We start from the raw sequence: 19,823 nt of genomic DNA, 5'->3' as shown, positions 1-19,823 counted from the left end.
CCGACACATACCCGAGTTGTAACTTAAATTTGAGTGAGTTGAGGACGCTTCACATTACAAATTTTTGTGCAACATAGCCTCAAACAACTGAAACTTGAGAATATTACGATAGAAGACCGCCCTTTCGATGTGCTGAGCAACGAAGCTCAACCTAACCACAAAATAACTATAGAATAAATCCATTATATTGTGTTTTAATTAATTAATTAAGCATTAAGACCCAATATAATGGATTTAAATTTCATAAAACCCGAAGAAATCGTGATCCTTTTAGGTGAACGATTGCGTAAGCAGCGGCTCTTTCTGGAGATGTCCCAAGCTGAGGTTGCGGCACGCTCAGGCGTTGGTGTGAATACCGTTTCCAATTTAGAAGCGGGTCGAAATGTATCTGTTGAAAACTTAGTACGCATTTCGATGGTCTTAGGCAAATTACACGAACTACAAAAGCTGTTCCAACCACAGCTCAATAGTGTAAATGACATTCTACGCTATGAAAGTCAAACTAAACGACAACGTATTAAGAGGAAGGATTAATGCTCAATAAGCTTGATGTTTATTACAATGGTTGGGGAGAATCTTGGCTATGGGGAACATTAATTAGCTCAACAGCTACGACAGGTAGACCCATCATTTCTTTTGAGTATAGTTCAGAAGCAATAAATCGCGGTATCGAGCTATCTTCTTACCTCTTACCGTTAAATGGCCTTCCATTCAGACAAGGCTTTCCTACTCATCACATGGGGCTACCTGGTCCAGTCTATGATGCTCTACCAGATGGTTGGGGCATGTTGTTAATGGATCGATATTTTAGAAAAATTGGACTGAATCCAGTTCGAATAGGCCCATTGGAACGACTGACTTATATTAGTACCCATGCAATGGGCGCCTTATCCTTTGAACCTTGTGTTGCTGATATGCAAACTTCGGAAAATATTCCCTTGATGCAATTGGCACAAGAAGTTCAAGAGGTACTCAAAGGTGAAGGGGGGGAATTTTTACAGCATTTGTTGATTATGGGAGGCTCTCCACAGGGGGCAAGACCTAAGGCATTAGTTTACCGGGACCCTGCCAGTTTGGAGTTTTCAACTCAAGCTTCTGATCAACATGAAGCCTGGTTGATTAAGTTTCCTGCACAACAAGAGCATCCCGAAGTCTGTGCTATTGAAGCAGTTTATGCAGAATGTTTACGACTTTGTAACATTGAGACACCGGATACCCACTTTTTCAATTTACCCAATGGTTTAACAGCTTTTGCCTCTAAACGATTCGATCGTCAAAATGGGATGCGGATTCCAATGCAGAGTTTGGCTGCATATACTGGAGCAGATTATAAAGTTCCAGGTAGTCTAGATTATCGCAATTTTCTCCGGGCGACATTGATGTGCACAAAGGATGTCCGCGAAAGAATCCATGCTTTCAAACGTGCTGTATTTAATGTGATTTTCAATAATCGGGATGATCATACCAAAAACTTTTCATTTCTCATGGCACAAGATGGTCAATGGAAATTGGCTCCAGCCTATGATGTGACCTTCTGTGAAGGCCCAGGTGGTTATCATCAGATGGACATTATGGGAGAAGCACTCAATATTTCTCGTGATGACCTATATAAACTCGGTACTTCAGAAGCTAATCTGACTGGAGCAGAAATCGATGAGGTCATCATGGCCATGCAAGAAGTTGCACTGCAATTTAGCCAGCGCGCGCAGCGCTTGTACCCAAATCAAATTCGAGAACCTACCCTAAAGATGATTCAATCACGAATTCAACAAAATATTGATTGTTTAACTGCAACTTAAGTGGAATTCAAATTAAGAGCCTGCTCTCATATTCAAATAGGCTTTGACGTAGTTCTGTAGTGGTCAAATAACCTGTAGAACCTGCGAATTAACTCGCTTTATCACCACGGACATTACATGGATCACTTCCAATATATGTTTTGCACTATCTAAGTTGTAATGCCACCATAAAAAAAGGTCTGCTCTACGGACAGATGCAGACCAAACTCTGGAAAACTACCAGCGCGAGAAATATGTCGAAATTTTGCATAAATATGATTATTCACACAAGTTAAATATTTGTTACTTTTATCATTTAATGAAAATATTCAATCAAAATTTAATCATCTACTATAAAAGTCAGTTCATATTCATCATGAGTGATTTTAACCTTCACCCCACGATAACAACGTTTATCAGGATCTAAAGCTGAGTTAGTCACTTCATCTGCAAATTTAGGATCCCCTCTGAACTTGTCATATAGCTTGTAACCCACTCTTATCTTTTTTATTTTATTATTCTTCTTCTCGTTCTTATCTAATGTTTGATCTAAAAAATCTAAATTAAGGTCACTCACTCGGTCTACCCTCTGGTGAACCCTACTTTTATCAACTTATTTAATAAATTAAATAAATTCAATTTACTAGAAAAAAACCAGCTTATCTTCAATATTGATGTTTTAGGCAAGCTTCAGCTTTTGAGTGTTTTTACAACAAAGTAGAACACCAATCAAATACTCTAAATAACATTTCACATAAAATTCACTATCAGATACATACTCTTTAATTAGAAGTAAAACGCTGAAATTTATAACTGCAAAAAATTCGGCCGATGCTTTTAAGATAGATTAAGTAAATTGTATCAAATATAAATTTATATAGGTGTATTCTTCCGTGGCTATAGAATTTGTTTCCAAATCAAAGTTACCTACTGCATTTGGCGATTTTGAAATTATAGCATTTCAAGATCAAAGTACTGGTGAAGAACATATCGCTCTTGCTAAAGGGATGAATGCCGCTCCCAATCAACCTGTACTGGTCAGAATACATTCAGAATGCTTAACAGGTGATGCTTTTGGATCACTCAAATGTGATTGTGGTCCACAATTACACTCAACCATGAAAATGATTAATGATGCAGGTCAAGGAGTCATTTTATACTTACGCCAAGAAGGCCGTGGCATAGGACTAACCAATAAAATTCGTGCCTACGCACTTCAAGACCAAGGACATGATACTCTTGATGCCAATTTATTATTAAACCTGCCAGCAGATGCTCGCAGGTATGATATGTGTACAATAATGCTTGATTATTTACAAATAAAAGACGTCAAGTTAATTACCAATAATCCATTTAAAATCAAATCTTTGAATAATTTAGGGATTAACGTAGTTGAACGTATTCCTTTAAAAGTAGGCTTAAATAGCTTTAATAAGAGTTATCTCGAAACAAAGCAAAAACGCATGTCACATCTATATGATAATAGTGATTTTTAAAAAGCGTTCACTTTCAGAAAAAATCAACATACAAAGTTCCATCTCCCTTACGGGAGACGGTTTTATCACATATGGTTCTTGTAAAATTAACTTAAAAAAATCGTGATCAAAGAAACAGGATATTATTTATTTTCTTTAAGTATTTGCGAAAAAACTCTGACCTTTTCTAAAGTCGCATTCATCCCCTTATTAAAAAAAGTATCGACGAGCGCTGAACCGATAACAATCAGATCTACTTTATTGGCTAAGGCTTTAACATGACTTTCATTTTTGATCCCAAAACCAATTGCAACAGGAATCTTAAAAATAGGCTGGATTTCAGCAATCTTTTTCTCAAGATTAGACAGATTGAAGTCTCCTCCTGTTAAGCCATTTTCTGCAACATGATATAAAAAACCTGTCGCGCGCACTGAAATTTGTTTTAACCTTTCAACTGGGGTAGTCGGGGCAGTCATTGCAATTAAATGCATATTTTTTTCGTTTAATTGCACTTCAAAGTTTTCTCGATACCCATATGGAGTATCTAAAATCAATATTCCGTCTATAAGATTTTCCATTTCGGCGACAAGTTTGTCGAAACCATATTGCATAATCGGATTTAAATAAGTCATGAAAATTATTGGTGTTTTTTCATCATGTAGCCTGATTGCTTTTACCAACTCAATGGTTTGTTTTACCGTTTGACCTGCACTTAATGCCCTAAGATGTGCTGCCTGAATGATCTTACCATCTGCCACTGGATCTGAAAAAGGAATGCCAACTTCAATAATGTCAGCCCCAGCTTGACCTAATTGGCTCAACAGACGACAACTTTCTGCAAAATTAGGATCTCCAGCAGTAAAATAACAGACCAGACCGCTTCGATTTTCCAGTTTTAATTGCTCTAATTTTTGATCTAGACGGTTCATGCTGTAGCTCTTGTAAGATATTTTTTGACTGTATTTAAGTCTTTGTCACCTCTACCACTTAAATTGACAATAATGATCTGTTCTGGCTGCATTTCTTGAGCAAGTTGAATCGCATACGCAATCGCATGAGAACTCTCAAGTGCAGGGATAATACCCTCCTGTTGGCTTAAAAGCTGAAATGCATTTACAGCTTCTTGATCAGTTACAGCCGTATATGTCACACGTCCTGTTTCAAACAGGATGCCATGCTCAGGACCGACACCAGGATAGTCTAAACCAGCTGATATAGAATGCCCTTCTAAAATCTGCCCATCTAAATCTTGTAATAAATAGGTTAAATTGCCATGCAGCACACCGACTTGACCTTTGCAAATAGAGGCGGCATGTTCACCAGTATGTGTTCCTTTTCCACCCGCCTCAACGCCAAACATTTTGACATTCAGGTCTTCTAGAAAGGGATGCATCAACCCTAATGCATTTGATCCACCACCAACACAAGCAACTAAGGCATCAGGCAATTTATTTTCTTTGAGGAGTATTTGGTTTCTGGCTTCTAGACCAATAATTTTTTGAAATTCTCTGACCATTACGGGATATGGATGAGGGCCTGCACCAGTACCCAACAGATAATAGGTTGTATCAACATGACTAATCCAGTCACGTAATGCTTCGTTCATCGCATCTTTTAAAGTCCCACGACCTTTTTGAACACTTCTGACTTCAGCACCGAGTAATTTCATGCGTTCAACATTCATTTGTTGGCGCTGAATATCTGTTTCTCCCATAAAAATGGTACATTTCATCTTAAACAGTGCGCAAACCGTTGCTGTTGCAACACCATGTTGTCCAGCACCAGTTTCTGCAATGATTCTGGTTTTCCCCATAAATTTGGCTAATAAGATTTGCCCAACACAATTATTGATCTTATGTGCACCCGTATGGTTCAAATCTTCCCGCTTGAGATATATTCGAGCACCTCCTGTATAAGCTGTTAGGTTTTTTGCATAAAAAAGAGGACTAGGACGACCAACGAAGTCCGTTAAAATATGTTGATATTCAGCCCAAAATTCAGGTTTATGCCGAACAGTATTAAAGGCTTGCTCTAATTCTTGAAGTGCTGGCATTAAGCTCTCTGGCATGTAGCATCCGCCAAATTTACCAAAAAATCCCAAGTCATCAGGACCATTACCTGTATAAGGGGCTGTCATCTCATATCTCTTTTACTATCAAAACTTGTTTGATCTTAAAATATTTTCATTTTTCTGATAATTGATATATTTTGAGTTTATGGTGTTAGAAAATTTTACAACATGAAACGTAGAACATTACCTCCCCTTAATGCTTTAAAAGCATTTGAAGCAGTTGCCAGAAATAAAAGTTTTAGCTTAGCTGCGGAAGAATTGTGTGTCACCCATAGTGCGATTAGCCACCAAATAAAGCAGTTAGAAGAATGGTTAGATAAAAAATTGTTTATTCGGCATTCCTCTACCATTTCTCAGACAACGGATGCAGAAGAATTATCTCGAGTTTGTACGCATCTTTTTAATCGTTTAGAAGAATGTATCTTTGAGTTAACCAATAAAACATCAGAGGTAGAAGTGGTAATAGGCGCTTCTCATAGTTTTATGGCAAATTGGCTGATCCCCCGATTAGAAAAGCTCGAAGTCATTTACCCCAATATCCATATCAAATTAATGACATGTAATGACTTAAAATTGTTAGAAAAAGAGAAAGTTGACATATTTATCAATAGCATCAGTGAAAATCATATACTTCCCAACTTTTTGAATAAATATCTTTTATTTCCCGATAACATGGGGCCTGTTTGTAATCGTGAAATAAATCCTCTTCATACAAAAAATGATCTTTTAAATTATCCATTACTTCATACCCACTCAAATAAAAGTGCATGGCATACATGGTTTGATCAGTCTAAAATTAACTTTTCCCCAAAAGCGAATGATCGTTATTTTGATAGTCTCAATTTAATGATAGAAGCTGCTGTGTCTGGGTTAGGAATAGCGATAGCACCTCAAATTTTAGTAGAAAAAGAAATATTAAATGGAAGGGTCATTGCCCCTTTTGGTTTTATCTATTGTGACTATAATTTTTATGCAATGGTCAGAAAAAATAACGAAAATCGTGATGTCATGAATATCATTCATTGGCTAATGACTGAAAAAAAAAGAGAAAGTGAAATCTAATCCTTAATCATCAAAATTCTATTCAATGTACTGTCTTTAGTATCTATCTTCACATTCTGTTCACTTTAGCCTCTCTAAATTGGGGGGATAAACTGTGAAGATGGACAGTGAATATGAATCAAGTCAAAACGTTAATAGCAATTGCCTTATCCTTACCAGTGCTTTTCCTGTCAGGATGTAAAAGTGTTCCTCGTTATTCCTCTGATTATGCAAATGCCAGAGCGAGTATTCAGGGAATACCCTTAGATGATACAAAAGCACTAGAAATCGGTACCCGCTTCACTTCGGCATTTAATACCTTGGGCACACCTAAATTCGTTGAAAATGCTGGAGCACTGTATGCAGATCAGCCTTTTATTAACGATACTCTGTCGCAATTTTCATCGCGTAAAAAACTGCTTGAACATTTTCAAGGTATGAACCAGCGGGTAAGTAATGTAACTGTCAGTCTATTAAATACTTCATATCATCAAGACTCTGCCTATGTGCATTGGCATATGGTTTATGATTTTAAAATGTTCGGCAAGACACGAACAATGGATTCATTTGGAATCAGTGAAATAAAGGTCAACCCAAACCATCAGATTATTTTCCAGCAAGATTTCTGGGACCCGGCGAATGGTCTGTACCGTTCCCTACCTTATGTCGGAGGGGCCTATTCATGGCTACTGCCTTTCAAAAAATAGCCATCAGTACCACGTTACTGATGGGATGTAGCTTCAGTCCATGGGCGCAGGCGCAAAGCTTGAATCAATGTGGCAATGGCCCGCTGATGGTGGGCCAAAAACAGGTCGGTATGGCCAGTTATTTTGCCCAAAACTGTAGCCAATCCTGGAAAGAGCAGACGATCCAGATGGACTTTTCCTATACACAGAATATTCCTGAATGGGCATTTAAGCGTGCAGCTACACATCTACTCAAGCGTAATGTCAAAGACCCCAACATCCAGGCCATTTTCAATCCGATCAGCGATTTGTATCGTCCGGTCAGATCAGGTGATCTGTACCGCTTGAAATACAGCCATGCCACGCAAACCCTGAGTTTATCCCTCAACCGGAAAAATTTAGGGCAGCTGCAGCATCCGCTGGCCCAGCAATATTTTAATATATGGCTTGGTCCCCAGCCATTTAGTGCTAAATTAAAACAGCAATTATTAAATTAGTATCCGCGACTATGTCCAAACATTTTATCCTCATGGTTGAAGACCATTATGAACTGGCCTCTACCTTATGCGAGTTTCTGGAAGAGCATGATTTTGTGGTGGATCATGCCCGCAATCTGAATGCTGCGCGCCAGCTACTGAAACAGCAACGCTATCATATCTTGCTGTTGGATATTAACTTGCCAGACGGTTCCGGTTATGAACTGTGTGAATGGCTGCGTCATGAACAAGGTCTGGACCTGCCAGTGCTGATGCTGACCGCTCGGGATACCTTGGACGACAAACTCAAAGGCTTCAATTCCGGCACGGATGATTATCTGGTTAAGCCGTTTGACTTTAACGAGCTAGTGGTGCGGGTCAAAGCTCTGATCAAGCGTTCGCTGGGTGAAGTGTCCAGTAGCCGTCTGCAAATTCACGACCTGATTTTGGACCCGGCAAGACAGCAGCTGACCCGGGCTGGGCAGAGCATTGAACTGCCTCCGATTCAGTTTAAATTGTTAAAATTGTTGATGCGTCATTCGCCTAAAGTCCTGACCAAACAGGAAATCATGATGGAACTCTGGGGTGATGAAGAGCCGGAAAGTGATGCCCTGCGTAGTCACATCTACAATCTGCGTAAAATGGTCGACAAGCCTTTTGAGCAAAAACTGATTCATACCATATCTGGTGTCGGTTTAAAGATTGCTTTAGAAACCTAATCTTTTTAGGCAGACAGAGATCTAGTTTAAATACACTACCACGATTAAGCCGGTCGTCATCTCCAGATCAACATCCTGATGGGTGCTGAGATAATACTGCCGGTCAAACAGCTCGACCCGCCAGCCCAGCTGCTTGCACAACTTCTGTACCAGTTGCAGGCCAATCCCGTGCCCTTTGATTTCCAGTTGCAGCTGCTGTCCAGATAGCTCCTGGACTTTGGCATTATTTGGCAAAGGAATACCGACTCCATTGTCAGCAATCAGTACTTTATTTTTTTGCAGAATCACATCAATTTCTGTGCCTTGTGAATAGTTCAGCGCATTACGCAGAATATTGCCAAACACCATTTTGGTCATTGACGGATACAGTTTACGTGGCTGTTCATCGAGGTCTTTTTGCAGATCAATCTGCATGCCTTTGGTGTGGCTGACACTTTCCAGATCCTGCACCAGATTTTCCAAACATTCTGAAAGCATGGTCGGTTCCGCGGTTAAAGTATTGGTGGTATTGCGGGCGATAGCCAGCAGAGTGTCGACCAGCAGCTGCATGTCTTCAATGGTGTTATGCAGGCGGGTAAACGATTTGTTGTCACCATAACGGGCCTGACATAACTGCACATTGCCTTTTAAAATGGTCAGTGGCGTGCGCAGTTCATGGCTGACATCCCCAGTAAACTCGCGTTCACGCTGAATAAACTCGCTGAGCACCTGATGGTATTTTTCTAATGCCTGCTTCAGGTATTCCGCTTCCAGATTGGAGTCGGTACGGATGTCCTGAAACGGTGAAACCTGATTTTTCTGGTGTTCCCAGTCAATATGCTCCAGCGCATTCGCCAAACGGGTAATCGGGGAAAAATAGCGTCGCGCACGGCGATTCCACCACCACAGCACGCTATACAGCACAAACAGGCTGACCATCAGCGGTGCCAGGCCAAACAGCCAGACCAGCTTGTTGACGTTGCTTTCACCAAACACCAGCAGCACATGCTGCCCATGTTTTTCGCCATACACGGTCATGCGTTCCTTGCCATCGACAAAATGCCGGTTCACGCCTTGCTCAAGCTGCATGTGCTGAAATTGGACCGGCGGCACATCGTTCCAGCGGTAACCATACAGGTTTTTGGTATCCGGCAGTTCAGCCGCCGGATTGCGTTCCAGCCGCTGCCAGTAATGCGACATTTCCTGTTCCAGCGCTGTTCTGAGCAAGGAACCCTTGATTACCCAGGCACTGCAGCCAATGCCAATCACTACGGACAGGGCAATGAATCCGATTTGCAGCCAGTAGTAGCGGTTAAACACCTCACCTAGAGGATGATCGCGCTTGTCCCTAAACAGCTTTAACATCGATGCATTCCCCACTGCCCCATCCGATTCGCCGTTCAATTATACGACTTTCTTTTTAAACAGAAAGTGGCCGATCACCCACTCGCGTCCATGGTCATAACCAAAAAGCTCGGCACAGGCCATAAAGAAAATCCGCCAGCGTTGCCACCAGATGGCAGCATCTGCGCCATAGGTCTGTTCAAATAGGGGCTGTAACTCAGCCTGCTTTTGGTCCATATTCTCCAGCCAAGCATTTGCGGTGCGTTCATATTGGGTGCCGGCCCATTGCCAGTGCTGTTCCAGTTGTAAATGCTGCTGAAAATGTAAGAAGGTTGAAGCTGCCGACATCAGACCGCCACTAAAGAAATATTTCGACATCCAGTCAAATTCATCTTTGACTTCAAACGGATAATGCAGGAAACGGTGACAGAAAATATGGCACCACAACAGGCCATCCGCTTTCAGCCAGCTGCTGATATTTTCAAACAGTTTCTGGTAGTTGCGGACATGCTCAAACATTTCCACCGAAACAACACGGTCGAAAGTAGCCGGTTCCAATTGCAGTACATTGACATCGCAGGTGATCACCGTCAGGTTTTCCAGTTTTTTCAGGCGGGCCTGTTCCTGGATGTACTGGCGCTGAGTTGAGGAATTCGACACCACAGTAATGCGAGCCTTGGGATAATGCTCTGCCATATACAGACTGAGAGATCCCCAGCCACAGCCGATTTCCAGAATATCCTGTCCATCTTGTAATTGTGCACGCTGGCAATAGCTGGCCAGTGCCGCTTCTTCGGCCTGATCCAAGGTAGTATCTGGCTGTTCAAACAGGCTGGCGCTGTATTTCAGCCGCTTGCCCAGCACTGCCTGGAAAAATGCGGTGGGCAGTTCATAGTGCTGTTCATTGGCTTTGTCAGTCTCGATGGCAATCTCGCTGTTTTTCAGCATATGCAGCACATCCATATAGCGCTGGGCTGCGAGTGCTGGGTCGAAGAGTCCTTCCTGTGCCAGGCGTTTTTTGCTTAAAGTACGAATGCCGGCCCGAATCAGCGGGTCAGGCACTTTGCCGCTTTCGATCAGTTTTAAAGATTGTTGAATCATAAAGTCCATGTATTTACCTACGCTTTGGGTGGCCACGGAATAAACATTGAAGTTCGTCGTTGATAGTCTTTATAGTTGTCGCCGCGATGTGCCAGCGCCTGTTGTTCACTAAAGGGAATCCCGGTGATGTAGTACAGAAATAACCACATCAGCAGCGGGTACAGCCATAATCCATATACACCTGCTGCCAGGCCAAGGATTGGATAGGCAAACCAGTGCAGCCATTCAAAAAAATAATTCGGATGACGTGAATATTTCCATAATCCTTGGTCTAGGGTTTTGTCCTGGTTTTGTGGATTTAGTTTGAAACGGTAGAGTTGCTGGTCAGCGGTGCTCTCACCAATCAGCGCCAGCAGCATGATCATACCTGCCATGAATACCGTAGCCTGTGTCCAGTCATTCCACTGCTGGGCCGGAATATTGAGCAACTCCAGCATCGGATAGGAAAACAGCACCACCAGACCGGCCTGAAACATAAAAAAGGCCAGAAAACCGAGATGCTGATAATCGCCCATGGCCCGGCGCATATTGGCATAACGGGTATCTTCTGCAGTTTCATTTGCATAACGGCGCAGTAGATGCCAGGTTAGGCGTAAAAACCAGATGCCGCTAAACACGCCCAGAAATACCCGAACCAGCAGCGGTGCAGTTTCCATCACCCAGGCTGCGATAATGACGTTAAGTGCAATACTAAAGCTCCAAGCGACATCGACCAGTCCGGCACGCTGGTTATAGGTCACCAGCAGCCAGCTACAGAACATGATAAAGACATTCAGAACCAGTAAATTCAGCAGCATGTCAGCCCTCCTGTTTTATCTCGGCTTAATAAGCACTCGCTTCGAACAGCAGATGCACATCACTGATTACGCCTTCGCGGAAGCCACCTTCGCAATAACACAAATAAAAATCCCACATGCGGATAAAGCGCTCATCAAAGCCGAGTTGCAGCACCTGATCACGCTGCTCCAGAAAATGCTGACGCCAGCAGTTTAGGGTTTGAGCATAGCTCTGACCGATATCTTCCAGATGCTTGAGACGCAGTTTTTGTTCAGAAGCGGCTTGGGTCATGACACTAATACAGGGAATAAAACTGCCAGGGAAAATATAGCGCTTGATATAGTCCACGGTATTCAGGGCTTTAGCATAGCGTGCATCTTCAATGGTGATGGCCTGAATCAGGGCCAAACCGTTCGGTTTCAGCAGCTCACGGCATTTGCGGAAATAGGTCGCTAAATACTGCTCACCTACGGCCTCGATCATTTCAATCGACACCAGCTTATCGTATTTGCCTTCCAGTAGTCGGTAATCTTTCAGCTGGACAGTGACCCGATGTGAAAGGCCTGCTGCGGCGACCCGTTCTACCGCTTCATCATACTGCGCCTTGGAAATGGTGATGGTGGTGACTTTACAGCCATAATGCTGTGCGGCATAACTGGCAAAACCACCCCAACCGCTGCCAATTTCGACTAAATGATCCATCGGTTTCAGCTTGAGTTTCTGGCAGATCAGCTCTTTTTTATAATCCGAAGCCTGTTCCAGACTCATACCCGGCTCTTTAAACACCGCACTGGAATACATCATGCTGCTATCGAGGAACAGCTTGAAAAAGTCATTACTCAGGTCATAATGCTCGGCAATATTTTTGCGGCTACCATCAATCGAATTCTTGCGCGATTTGTACCAGGCCTTTAGCAGCAACTGGCTGGCCTTGGCCACTGCATTCTGATTCATCCGGTCCAGTACATCGCGGTTACGTGCCAAAATGCGGACCACATCCACCAGATCTTCACTTCTCCAGTAACCGCGGATAAAACCTTCTGCCGCACCGAGCACACCATTACGGAACAACAGTTCCATCAGACGGGTATCATGCACCTGAATCACGGCCTGCAGATCACTGTTTTCGCCGACTGTCCCGTTCCAGGCGCCTTTAAAAATCAGCTGACCATGCCGCAATTTCAGCAAATGACGCAATCTCACTGGCAGTGTGCTTTGCTCTCCCATTAACAGTGTTTTCATCGCAATGTGTTTCCTTTTTCTTTTTTAGGATGTCGGTAAAACGGAATTTTCTTTTTCCATAAACGGAAGGCATGCAGATAAATTCCGCTGACCATCCTGAAGGGTTCAAGAACTTTCAACACAGCATAACGGTGCTGCTGTGAAGGAACTGTGATGGCTTGCAGTGAAAATTGCATGGTGGCATCAAATTGCAATATCTCCTGCTGAAACAACTGCATATGAATCACATTGTTTTGATCGGAGAAGCTAAAGCGCCAGCGGTAATCCAGTGCCATCGGCATGAATGGCGACACATGAAAGGCCTTCTTGAAGTCAAACTGGTGACTCTGGTACGGCGCATATTCAGTTGCATTGTGCCGGCAGTCGTGGATATAGACCTGACGTTCATTCCAAGGGGTATTGGTAATTTCACTCAGTACAAAGATCAGTTGGTCGGTGGCATCAAAGACCAGATAAAACACCACAGAATTAAAGCGAAAGCCGAGGGTGCGTGGCAAAGCCAGTACACGGATGGAAGCCACATGTGGTAACAGATAGTTTTCCCGCTTGATCAGCAGACGTGCGACCTTCTGCCGAATCGAGCCACATTCCATGGTCAGAAAATCCCGCTCTTCCAGAGTCAAGAAATTCCAGCGACTGGAAGACCATAGCCAGGATTTTTGGGTAAAGCTTGAGAGTTGATCCGGATCAAACCATAGATAGGTCAGCTGGGTCTCAAAAGCATGTGCTTTGGGCAAGAAACGGCGATGCCGGATTTCGGCAGAGGCAATCGCCAGTGGATACATCTGCATCATGTTCTCCTAAGCTGCCTGCTCGGTCTGCTTCAATAGTTGATCAACCACCCATGTAGCGCTACGTGCCCCATCTTCATGAAAGCCCCAGCCCCAGTAAGCGCCACAGTATGAGGTGCGGTTCTGAGCATTGACTTCGCTCCAGCGTTGTTGAGCTTCAATGGCTGGCACATCAAATACCGGATGACGGTAATGCCGTTCTACCCAGACTTTTTTAGGATCTAGGGCAAAATTAGGATTGAGGGTAGCAAAGACCTGGGTTTTGCATTGCAGGTTTTGCAGCTGGTTCATCCAGTAACTGAAACCATAGTGCATACCACTGTGCTGGAATGGAGTCTGTTCGGTGGCCTGACTCGGGGTCACATGCACATGCCAGCTGGCCCATTGGCGTCTGGATTTTGGCATGATGCGGGTATCAGAATGCACCACCATGCGGTTATCCTGATAGCGGAACTTGCTCAGTACGTCCAACTCCTGCACGGACGGGTCTTTCAGTAACTTCAGGCTGTCGTCAGCATGGCTGGCAAATACAACCCAGTCAAAACGTTCGCTGCCCTGTGTCGTTTCAACCAGCACATCATTGGCACTACGGGATACATGGAGAACACCCGTTTTGCGGAAGCTAATATTGGTCTGGGACTGAATCGCACCAACGTAGCGAGCTGATCCACCCTTGACCGTAAGCCATAACGGTCGGTCTTTCAGTTGTAACATGCGATGATGCTGGAAAAAGCTCACCACAAATTTATAGGGAATCTGTCCGGCTTGTTCCACCGGACAGGACCACAGCGCCCCACACATCGGATAAAGATGTTCCTGACGGAAGGCATCGGAATAGCCATGCTGATTCAGATACTCATCAATACTGAGTTGTGCATCAACCTGCTCGACATCCAGATCTTTATTGGCCGTATAGAAACGGAACAGATCCGACAACATCGCGCGAAAATCAGCATTCAGAAAATTTTGTGGGCGGAAAAGCAGGGAGAATTTTTTTGAAGGATTGTACTGTAAGCCGCTGACCTGATTATTCACAGAAAAGCCCATGTCACTGCTTTGCGATTGGATCCCGAGTTCTTTTAGCATCGCGCAAAACAGCGGATAGTTATGCTCGTTAAACACAATAAAGCCACTGTCCACTGCAATCTGTTCGCCATCTATATTGAGCTGATGAGTATCGGTATGGCCGCCAAAGTAATTATTTTTTTCAAACAGCGTGACCTCATGCACTTTGCTGAGTTTCCAGGCGGCATACAAACCGGAAATACCTGAACCAATAATCGCAATTTTCATGGTGATTCCTTCGATTGAATTTTGTCAGTGCCTGCCGTAGCGGCTTTTTTCTGTTTTCGAGCTTGGCTAATTTTACTGGCTTCATAGACCCGTGCTGGAATTGGCTTGAGTCCCCAGACCAGCCCGAGCAAGGCCATGAGTTTCAGCAGGTAATAGGTCACATCAATCTGCCACCAGTAAAAGCCTTGCCGGGTACTGCCAGCATAATAATGATGGTTGTTATGCCAGCCTTCGCCCAAAGTAATGATGGACAGGAATAAGTTGTTGCGGCTTTGATCTTCAGTGTCAAAATCCCGGCTGCCGTAATGATGCGCCAGTGAATTGATACACAAGGTGGCATGGATCAGTAACACGGTAGAGATGACAAAGCCCCAGACCAGCAATTGCAGGCCGGACGTACCGAGTTGTGGCCAGGTAATGGCCAGCCATTCCCCTAATGCATAAATTCCGCCCGCGGTCAGCAGTACCACAATTAAACTGAAGCGATCCAACCAAATCAGTTCCGGATATTTCAGCCAGTCCTTGATCACTTCTTTACGCGTGGCAAAATTATATTCATTTAAAAACCAGCCGACGTGGCTGTACCAAAAACCATGCGTCGAGGAATGTGGGTCTTGCAAGGTATCGGTATAGCGGTGGTGATAACGGTGATGCGCCGCCCACCATAGCGGACCACGCTGTGCACTCATGGTACCCAGTAATACAAACATGAACTGCACCGGACGCGAGGTCTGAAAAGTTTTGTGTGACAGATAGCGATGAAAAAAAGCTGTAATTGAAAACATGCGGATCAGGTAGAATGCCAGCATAAAGCCAATTGCAAACCATGACACTCCCACCCAGAACACGGCGAGACAGGCCAGATGCAGCAGAATAAAGGGAAAAATCCTCAGCCACTGAATCTTACTGTTCTCAGTTGTCAGTGTTTTGGGCTGTGTGGGGGTAGACCAGCTGTCTATCCATCGCATCAGACTTTTCAACATGGACTCAACCTAAATTTTAAGCGATTGTCTTTATTCTATTTGATGAGTGTAATCAGTCAGATATGAATTTTATGTGAAGTAAATAAAAAAAGCCGAACTGTGTAGAGAGCGTGGTCAGTTCGGCAAAAGGGTAACAGATTAATGCGGCAATTTGATCAGTTTTGTCACGTCATAACCATAATGTTTTGCAGTTTCCAGATAGGATTGATAAGTGGATTCATCCAGTTGCGGTTCACGCGATAAAATCCATAGGTATTTGTTCGTTGGTCCACCTACCAGTGCTACTTTATATTCCGGATCTACGCGCAATACCCAGTAATCACCTTTGCTAAATGGTATCCATCTTAAACCTGTAGGCAAAAAGCTGACCTTCAGTTTGCTGTTCCCCTGATTTTGCGAATACGCAACACCTTCAGAGCTAATTATTTCGCCATTAGCAATTCGGCAGCTATTCAATACCCCGATAGTTTGATCGGCATTGACACTATATTGTGCCGTGATATTGGCTATACATTTACGCTGAAAATACATTGGTAAATGCGCAATTTCATACCATTTACCAGCATACTTCTGGATATCTACCCGATCAACTGCCTGAGGCGCAGCAGTTTCTGCTTGAGTCGTTGTACTTAAGCTGATGATAGACAGTGCTATCGCTGCAAAAGCAGACTTAAATCGCATCTTCATTTTTTAGCCTTGTTGTATCTCAGGATTAAGATAACCCAGTTAGATGTGAACAAAGCGTGAAGATCAAATGATACGATTCAGTTACTCCAGATCAGGAAATGCCATCTGATTATTCACTGCCTAGGGCATTATTGCAGTTTATTTGAGAGACCCAAACAGAATTACTTTTTCAAAGCCATTCTTTGCTGTCATCTGCAACAGGCGTTCCATATATCACATGCTGAATCATGGTATAGGCGATACTGCCCTTGAACGGAATCTCGGGTAACTGATCAAATTTAAAAAATTGCGCATCGCTGAGTTCATTTTCTTGAATCTGAATTTTCCCTCCGTGATATTCTGCCTTGAAGGCCATCATCAGATTGCTGGGAAACGGCCATGGCTGACTGGCTAGATATTGAATATTTTTGATTTGCAGCCCCACTTCTTCCAGCGTTTCACGGCGTACTGCCTCTTCTAGGGTTTCTCCAACTTCAACAAAGCCTGCAATCAGGCTGTACATTTGGGTTTTATTGCGGGCATTTTTTGCCAGCAGAATTTCATCTGTACCTCGGGTAATGATAGTAATGACACAGGGATTCACCCGCGGATATTGGTTATAGCTACAGGATGGACAGATCATGGCATACTGGGTGGCATGCTGCTGGGTGGCATGACCACATTTACTGCAAAAGCGATGATTACGGCGCCATTCCAGTAACTGTACCGCACGGCTGGCCTGTTCAAACTGTGGTCTGCTCCAGACTTGCACCAATTGTCTGATCGGCACCAGCTGATAACCTTCCGGCACCAGTTCATCTTCTTTCAGATCACGGGCAATGATCTCGCCATTTTCCGACAGGTTCAGGTCGTGCTGCAGTTTTTCTACCTGCGGCAACTGAAAATGCTCATCCACCAGTAATTGCTGCTGTCTAAAAATATACGCTTTTGAATGCATGCTCATGACAATTCCCTGATTAAAAAAATCCCATACAGAGGGGTGTATGGGACAAAACTAAGGAAGCTCACATGGAGTAACTTCAAGCCAGATACTAGGCGTGAGCTACTTGAATTACAACCATAATAATTTGTATCTTTTTGATTAAAATCACATAATTTTCACACTACTCATGTATTAAGAAATGATGTAAAGCGAGTTTCATCAACTGGCTTTAGTATTGAAGGGATGAATATTTTGTTATAGCAGTACTCATGATTTCTGTGCGATGTCATCTGGTCGAGTTGGATTGATTCAACACGCAGCATGATCTTTATTTTCACAAAAAATTGAACTGTCTTGACTTACACTGCGCTATCTTTCATAGGTTCTGGAATGGCTATGCGTTTCGGTTTAATTCTGGGTGACCAGCTTCATCATCAGCTTGCTACGCTCAAAGCACTAGATCGTAGCAGGGATGTGATCCTGATGGCCGAAGTTGTTGAGGAAGCCACTTATGTCGCCAATCATCCGCAGAAAATTGCCCTGATTTTTAGCGCCATGCGTCATTTTGCCAAAGAACTCAAAGCAGAAGGCTGGCGTGTACGTTACCATGCTTTTAAATCTGATAGTCCGATCCGTAGCCTGCTAGATTTCGTAGAGTCACAGCAGCAACTCTTACCAGTCACAGAACTGGTCATTACGCACTGCGGGGAATATCGTTTACAGCAGCAGATTGAACAGTATTGGAGCCAGCAGCTGCAGTTGCCAGTACAATGCCTGAATGATGAACGTTTTTTCTGTAATCCGGAGCAGTTCCGGCACTGGGCCAGCCGCTACCAGACACTGCGTATGGAATATTTTTATCGGGAAATGCGCAAGCAGACCGGTTACTTGATGCAAGGACAGCTGCCGTTTGGAGAACAGTGGAACTATGACAGCGCCAATCGTAAGGCCTGGGCTGGCAATCCCCCTTTACCTACACCACTTCACTTTGAACACGATCAGATTGATCTAGATGTGCTGGCACTAGTTGAACGCGAGTTTTCCCATCACCCTGGCAGCCTTGACAACTTCCGCTGGGCTACCACGCGCAGCAATGCTCTGCTTGCACTGGAGCATTTCATTACCCACAGTTTGCCACATTTTGGCGATTATCAAGATGCCATGGTTCAAGACTCAGACATTCTGTTTCACAGCCTGCTCTCACCTTATCTGAACTGTGGACTGCTACTACCTAAAGAAGTCTGTGATGCGGCAGAAGCTGCATACCATGCCGGTCATGCACCACTGAATGCAGTGGAAGGTTTTATCCGACAGATTCTCGGCTGGCGCGAATATGTTCGCGGAATTTACTGGCTATACATGCCAGAATATGCCAGCCGCAATGCACTGCAACACTCAGCACCATTGCCACAATTTTACTGGACTGGCCGCACTCGGATGAACTGTATGGCTGAGTGTTTCCGTAATACTTTTCAGCATGCCTATGCGCATCATATCCAGCGTTTGATGGTGACTGGAAATTTTGCCTTATTAACTGGTGTAGACCCGCAGCAGATCAGCGAGTGGTATCTGGCAGTCTATGCCGATGCCTATGAATGGGTAGAACTACCGAACACGCTGGGTATGGTGATGCATGCCGACAGCGGCTTGATGGCCAGCAAACCCTATGCGTCCTCGGGCAATTACATCCATAAGATGTCCGATTACTGTAAGCACTGTAGCTACAATGTCAAAACTCGCACCGAGCTAGATAGCTGTCCGTTCAATAGCCTGTACTGGTATTTCATGATCCGGAATGAGGCGAAATTTCGTACTCATCCACGTATGGGCATGATCTATCGACAACTAGATAAACTTAAAGATCGGCATCAGATTATCAGCCATGCCCAGCAACTTCTTAGCCAGATCAATGAGTTATAAACGATGAAAAAACAGCATCTCCCTGAAAAAATGTGTATACACTGTTTGCGCCCTTTTACTTGGCGCAAGAAATGGCACCGCTGCTGGGAGGAAGTACGATACTGTTCTGAACGATGTAAAAGTGAGTCCAGACAGCGGTCAAAATAAAACGTTTAGAAACGCTTGTATTGCCGTGAACAATAGGCCCGTATTACATCGGGTGAACGCAGCTGCAGATGCTTGGTTTTTCGACCGGTCACGCGTTCACGCCACATTTTAAAACTACTGGATTTCATATTTTGCCGCATCAAGCGGATTACCGCCGCTTCATTCAAACCGAATTCACGTTGAATGGCTTCAAATGGGGTTCGATCTTCCCAAGCCATTTCGATAATTCTGGATAAGTCTTCTTCAGAAAATTGATTCATGCCATTCTCATTTTTAATCACCATGAAACTTCAATAAGCCTTATAAACTCATTTACATAACTTGATTTAACTTTAATATGACTAAAAGCATAACAATACGATCATGAATTTTTTGTGATTTGCCAATTCTA

The 19,823-nt window shown here is 43.6% G+C and carries 22 protein-coding genes; 9 read left to right on the top strand and 13 right to left on the bottom strand.

The features are described from left to right. Positions 1-228 precede the first annotated feature (228 nt). Together EXE10_RS15935 and EXE10_RS15930 are read left to right on the top strand one after the other, a co-directional pair. On the top strand, positions 229-534 hold the full coding sequence (locus tag EXE10_RS15935; RefSeq protein ID WP_130114039.1) for a helix-turn-helix domain-containing protein: 306 nt from the start codon (positions 229-231) through the stop codon (positions 532-534). Then, a complete protein-coding gene (locus EXE10_RS15930; RefSeq protein ID WP_130114038.1) occupies positions 534-1,799 on the top strand; it encodes a type II toxin-antitoxin system HipA family toxin in 1,266 nt (421 codons plus the stop codon). Before EXE10_RS15935 ends, EXE10_RS15930 begins: the two co-directional genes overlap by 1 nt. A gap of 319 nt (positions 1,800-2,118) precedes the next feature. On the opposite strand, the gene EXE10_RS15925 is transcribed toward EXE10_RS15930, so the two are convergent. Continuing rightward, on the bottom strand, positions 2,119-2,355 hold the full coding sequence (locus EXE10_RS15925) for a hypothetical protein (RefSeq protein ID WP_130114037.1): 237 nt from the start codon (positions 2,353-2,355) through the stop codon (positions 2,119-2,121). A gap of 316 nt (positions 2,356-2,671) precedes the next feature. Between EXE10_RS15925 and ribA the strand changes: the two genes are divergently transcribed. Beyond that, a complete protein-coding gene (gene ribA / locus EXE10_RS15920; RefSeq protein WP_130114036.1) occupies positions 2,672-3,274 on the top strand; it encodes a GTP cyclohydrolase II in 603 nt (200 codons plus the stop codon). 122 nt (positions 3,275-3,396) lie between these two features. Here the strand turns inward: ribA and trpA are convergent, their stop codons facing one another. Further along, positions 3,397-4,182, bottom strand: coding sequence for a tryptophan synthase subunit alpha (trpA, locus tag EXE10_RS15915; RefSeq protein ID WP_130114035.1), 786 nt, complete (start codon positions 4,180-4,182; stop codon positions 3,397-3,399). Next, positions 4,179-5,390 carry a tryptophan synthase subunit beta gene (trpB, locus tag EXE10_RS15910; RefSeq protein ID WP_130114034.1) on the bottom strand — a complete coding sequence of 404 codons (1,212 nt, stop codon included), beginning with the start codon at positions 5,388-5,390 and terminating at the stop codon, positions 4,179-4,181. The genes trpA and trpB overlap by 4 nt, the downstream gene beginning before the upstream one ends. Positions 5,391-5,492: 102 nt before the next feature. On the opposite strand from trpB, the gene EXE10_RS15905 reads away from it, so the two are divergent. The 4 genes from EXE10_RS15905 (at position 5,493) to EXE10_RS15890 (ending at position 8,246) form a co-directional block, all read left to right on the top strand. Further along, positions 5,493-6,386, top strand: coding sequence for a LysR substrate-binding domain-containing protein (locus EXE10_RS15905; protein ID WP_130114033.1), 894 nt, complete (start codon positions 5,493-5,495; stop codon positions 6,384-6,386). A gap of 113 nt (positions 6,387-6,499) precedes the next feature. Beyond that, positions 6,500-7,072, top strand: a complete 573-nt coding sequence (locus EXE10_RS15900; protein ID WP_130114032.1) for a nuclear transport factor 2 family protein — start codon at positions 6,500-6,502, stop codon at positions 7,070-7,072. Further along, on the top strand, positions 7,048-7,548 hold the full coding sequence (locus EXE10_RS15895) for a chalcone isomerase family protein (RefSeq protein ID WP_032019161.1): 501 nt from the start codon (positions 7,048-7,050) through the stop codon (positions 7,546-7,548). Before EXE10_RS15900 ends, EXE10_RS15895 begins: the two co-directional genes overlap by 25 nt. An 11-nt stretch (positions 7,549-7,559) precedes the next feature. Then, positions 7,560-8,246 (top strand): response regulator transcription factor, encoded by a 687-nt coding sequence (locus EXE10_RS15890; protein WP_130114031.1) that lies wholly within the window; start codon positions 7,560-7,562, stop codon positions 8,244-8,246. 21 nt (positions 8,247-8,267) lie between these two features. On the opposite strand, the gene EXE10_RS15885 is transcribed toward EXE10_RS15890, so the two are convergent. The 9 genes from EXE10_RS15885 to nudC form a co-directional block, all read right to left on the bottom strand. Next, the gene (locus EXE10_RS15885; RefSeq protein WP_130114030.1) at positions 8,268-9,590 is read right to left on the bottom strand and encodes a sensor histidine kinase; all 1,323 of its coding nucleotides are present in this window, start codon (positions 9,588-9,590) and stop codon (positions 8,268-8,270) included. 39 nt (positions 9,591-9,629) lie between these two features. Next, on the bottom strand, positions 9,630-10,679 hold the full coding sequence (locus EXE10_RS15880; protein WP_130114029.1) for an SAM-dependent methyltransferase: 1,050 nt from the start codon (positions 10,677-10,679) through the stop codon (positions 9,630-9,632). 8 nt (positions 10,680-10,687) lie between these two features. After that, positions 10,688-11,467: a DUF1295 domain-containing protein gene (locus tag EXE10_RS15875; RefSeq protein ID WP_130114028.1), complete on the bottom strand. Its 780-nt coding sequence runs from the start codon at positions 11,465-11,467 to the stop codon at positions 10,688-10,690. A gap of 25 nt (positions 11,468-11,492) precedes the next feature. Beyond that, positions 11,493-12,689 (bottom strand): SAM-dependent methyltransferase, encoded by a 1,197-nt coding sequence (locus tag EXE10_RS15870; protein ID WP_130114027.1) that lies wholly within the window; start codon positions 12,687-12,689, stop codon positions 11,493-11,495. Then, a complete protein-coding gene (locus EXE10_RS15865; RefSeq protein WP_130114026.1) occupies positions 12,686-13,480 on the bottom strand; it encodes a DUF1365 domain-containing protein in 795 nt (264 codons plus the stop codon). Before EXE10_RS15865 ends, EXE10_RS15870 begins: the two co-directional genes overlap by 4 nt. A 9-nt stretch (positions 13,481-13,489) precedes the next feature. Continuing rightward, the gene (locus EXE10_RS15860; RefSeq protein ID WP_130114025.1) at positions 13,490-14,773 is read right to left on the bottom strand and encodes an NAD(P)/FAD-dependent oxidoreductase; all 1,284 of its coding nucleotides are present in this window, start codon (positions 14,771-14,773) and stop codon (positions 13,490-13,492) included. Continuing rightward, complete coding sequence (locus EXE10_RS15855; RefSeq protein ID WP_130114024.1) at positions 14,770-15,756, bottom strand: acyl-CoA desaturase; 987 nt, start codon at positions 15,754-15,756, stop codon at positions 14,770-14,772. Before EXE10_RS15855 ends, EXE10_RS15860 begins: the two co-directional genes overlap by 4 nt. 138 nt (positions 15,757-15,894) lie before the next feature. Next, on the bottom strand, positions 15,895-16,443 hold the full coding sequence (locus EXE10_RS15850; RefSeq protein ID WP_130114023.1) for a lipocalin family protein: 549 nt from the start codon (positions 16,441-16,443) through the stop codon (positions 15,895-15,897). 169 nt (positions 16,444-16,612) lie between these two features. Beyond that, the gene (gene nudC, locus EXE10_RS15845; RefSeq protein ID WP_165383030.1) at positions 16,613-17,386 is read right to left on the bottom strand and encodes an NAD(+) diphosphatase; all 774 of its coding nucleotides are present in this window, start codon (positions 17,384-17,386) and stop codon (positions 16,613-16,615) included. A gap of 375 nt (positions 17,387-17,761) precedes the next feature. On the opposite strand from nudC, the gene EXE10_RS15840 reads away from it, so the two are divergent. After that, positions 17,762-19,285 carry a cryptochrome/photolyase family protein gene (locus tag EXE10_RS15840; protein ID WP_130114040.1) on the top strand — a complete coding sequence of 508 codons (1,524 nt, stop codon included), beginning with the start codon at positions 17,762-17,764 and terminating at the stop codon, positions 19,283-19,285. A gap of 3 nt (positions 19,286-19,288) precedes the next feature. Continuing rightward, positions 19,289-19,432: a DUF2256 domain-containing protein gene (locus EXE10_RS15835; RefSeq protein WP_130114022.1), complete on the top strand. Its 144-nt coding sequence runs from the start codon at positions 19,289-19,291 to the stop codon at positions 19,430-19,432. Between the two features lie 5 nt (positions 19,433-19,437). Here EXE10_RS15835 and EXE10_RS15830 read toward each other — a convergent pair whose 3' ends face one another. Further along, the gene (locus EXE10_RS15830; protein WP_130114021.1) at positions 19,438-19,692 is read right to left on the bottom strand and encodes a TIGR03643 family protein; all 255 of its coding nucleotides are present in this window, start codon (positions 19,690-19,692) and stop codon (positions 19,438-19,440) included. Positions 19,693-19,823: the final 131 nt, after the last annotated feature.

Source organism: Acinetobacter sp. WCHAc060033 (assembly GCF_004209125.1).
In the GTDB taxonomy this organism is placed as follows: domain Bacteria; phylum Pseudomonadota; class Gammaproteobacteria; order Pseudomonadales; family Moraxellaceae; genus Acinetobacter; species Acinetobacter wuhouensis.
This window is presented reverse-complemented; position numbering and strand designations above follow the sequence as displayed.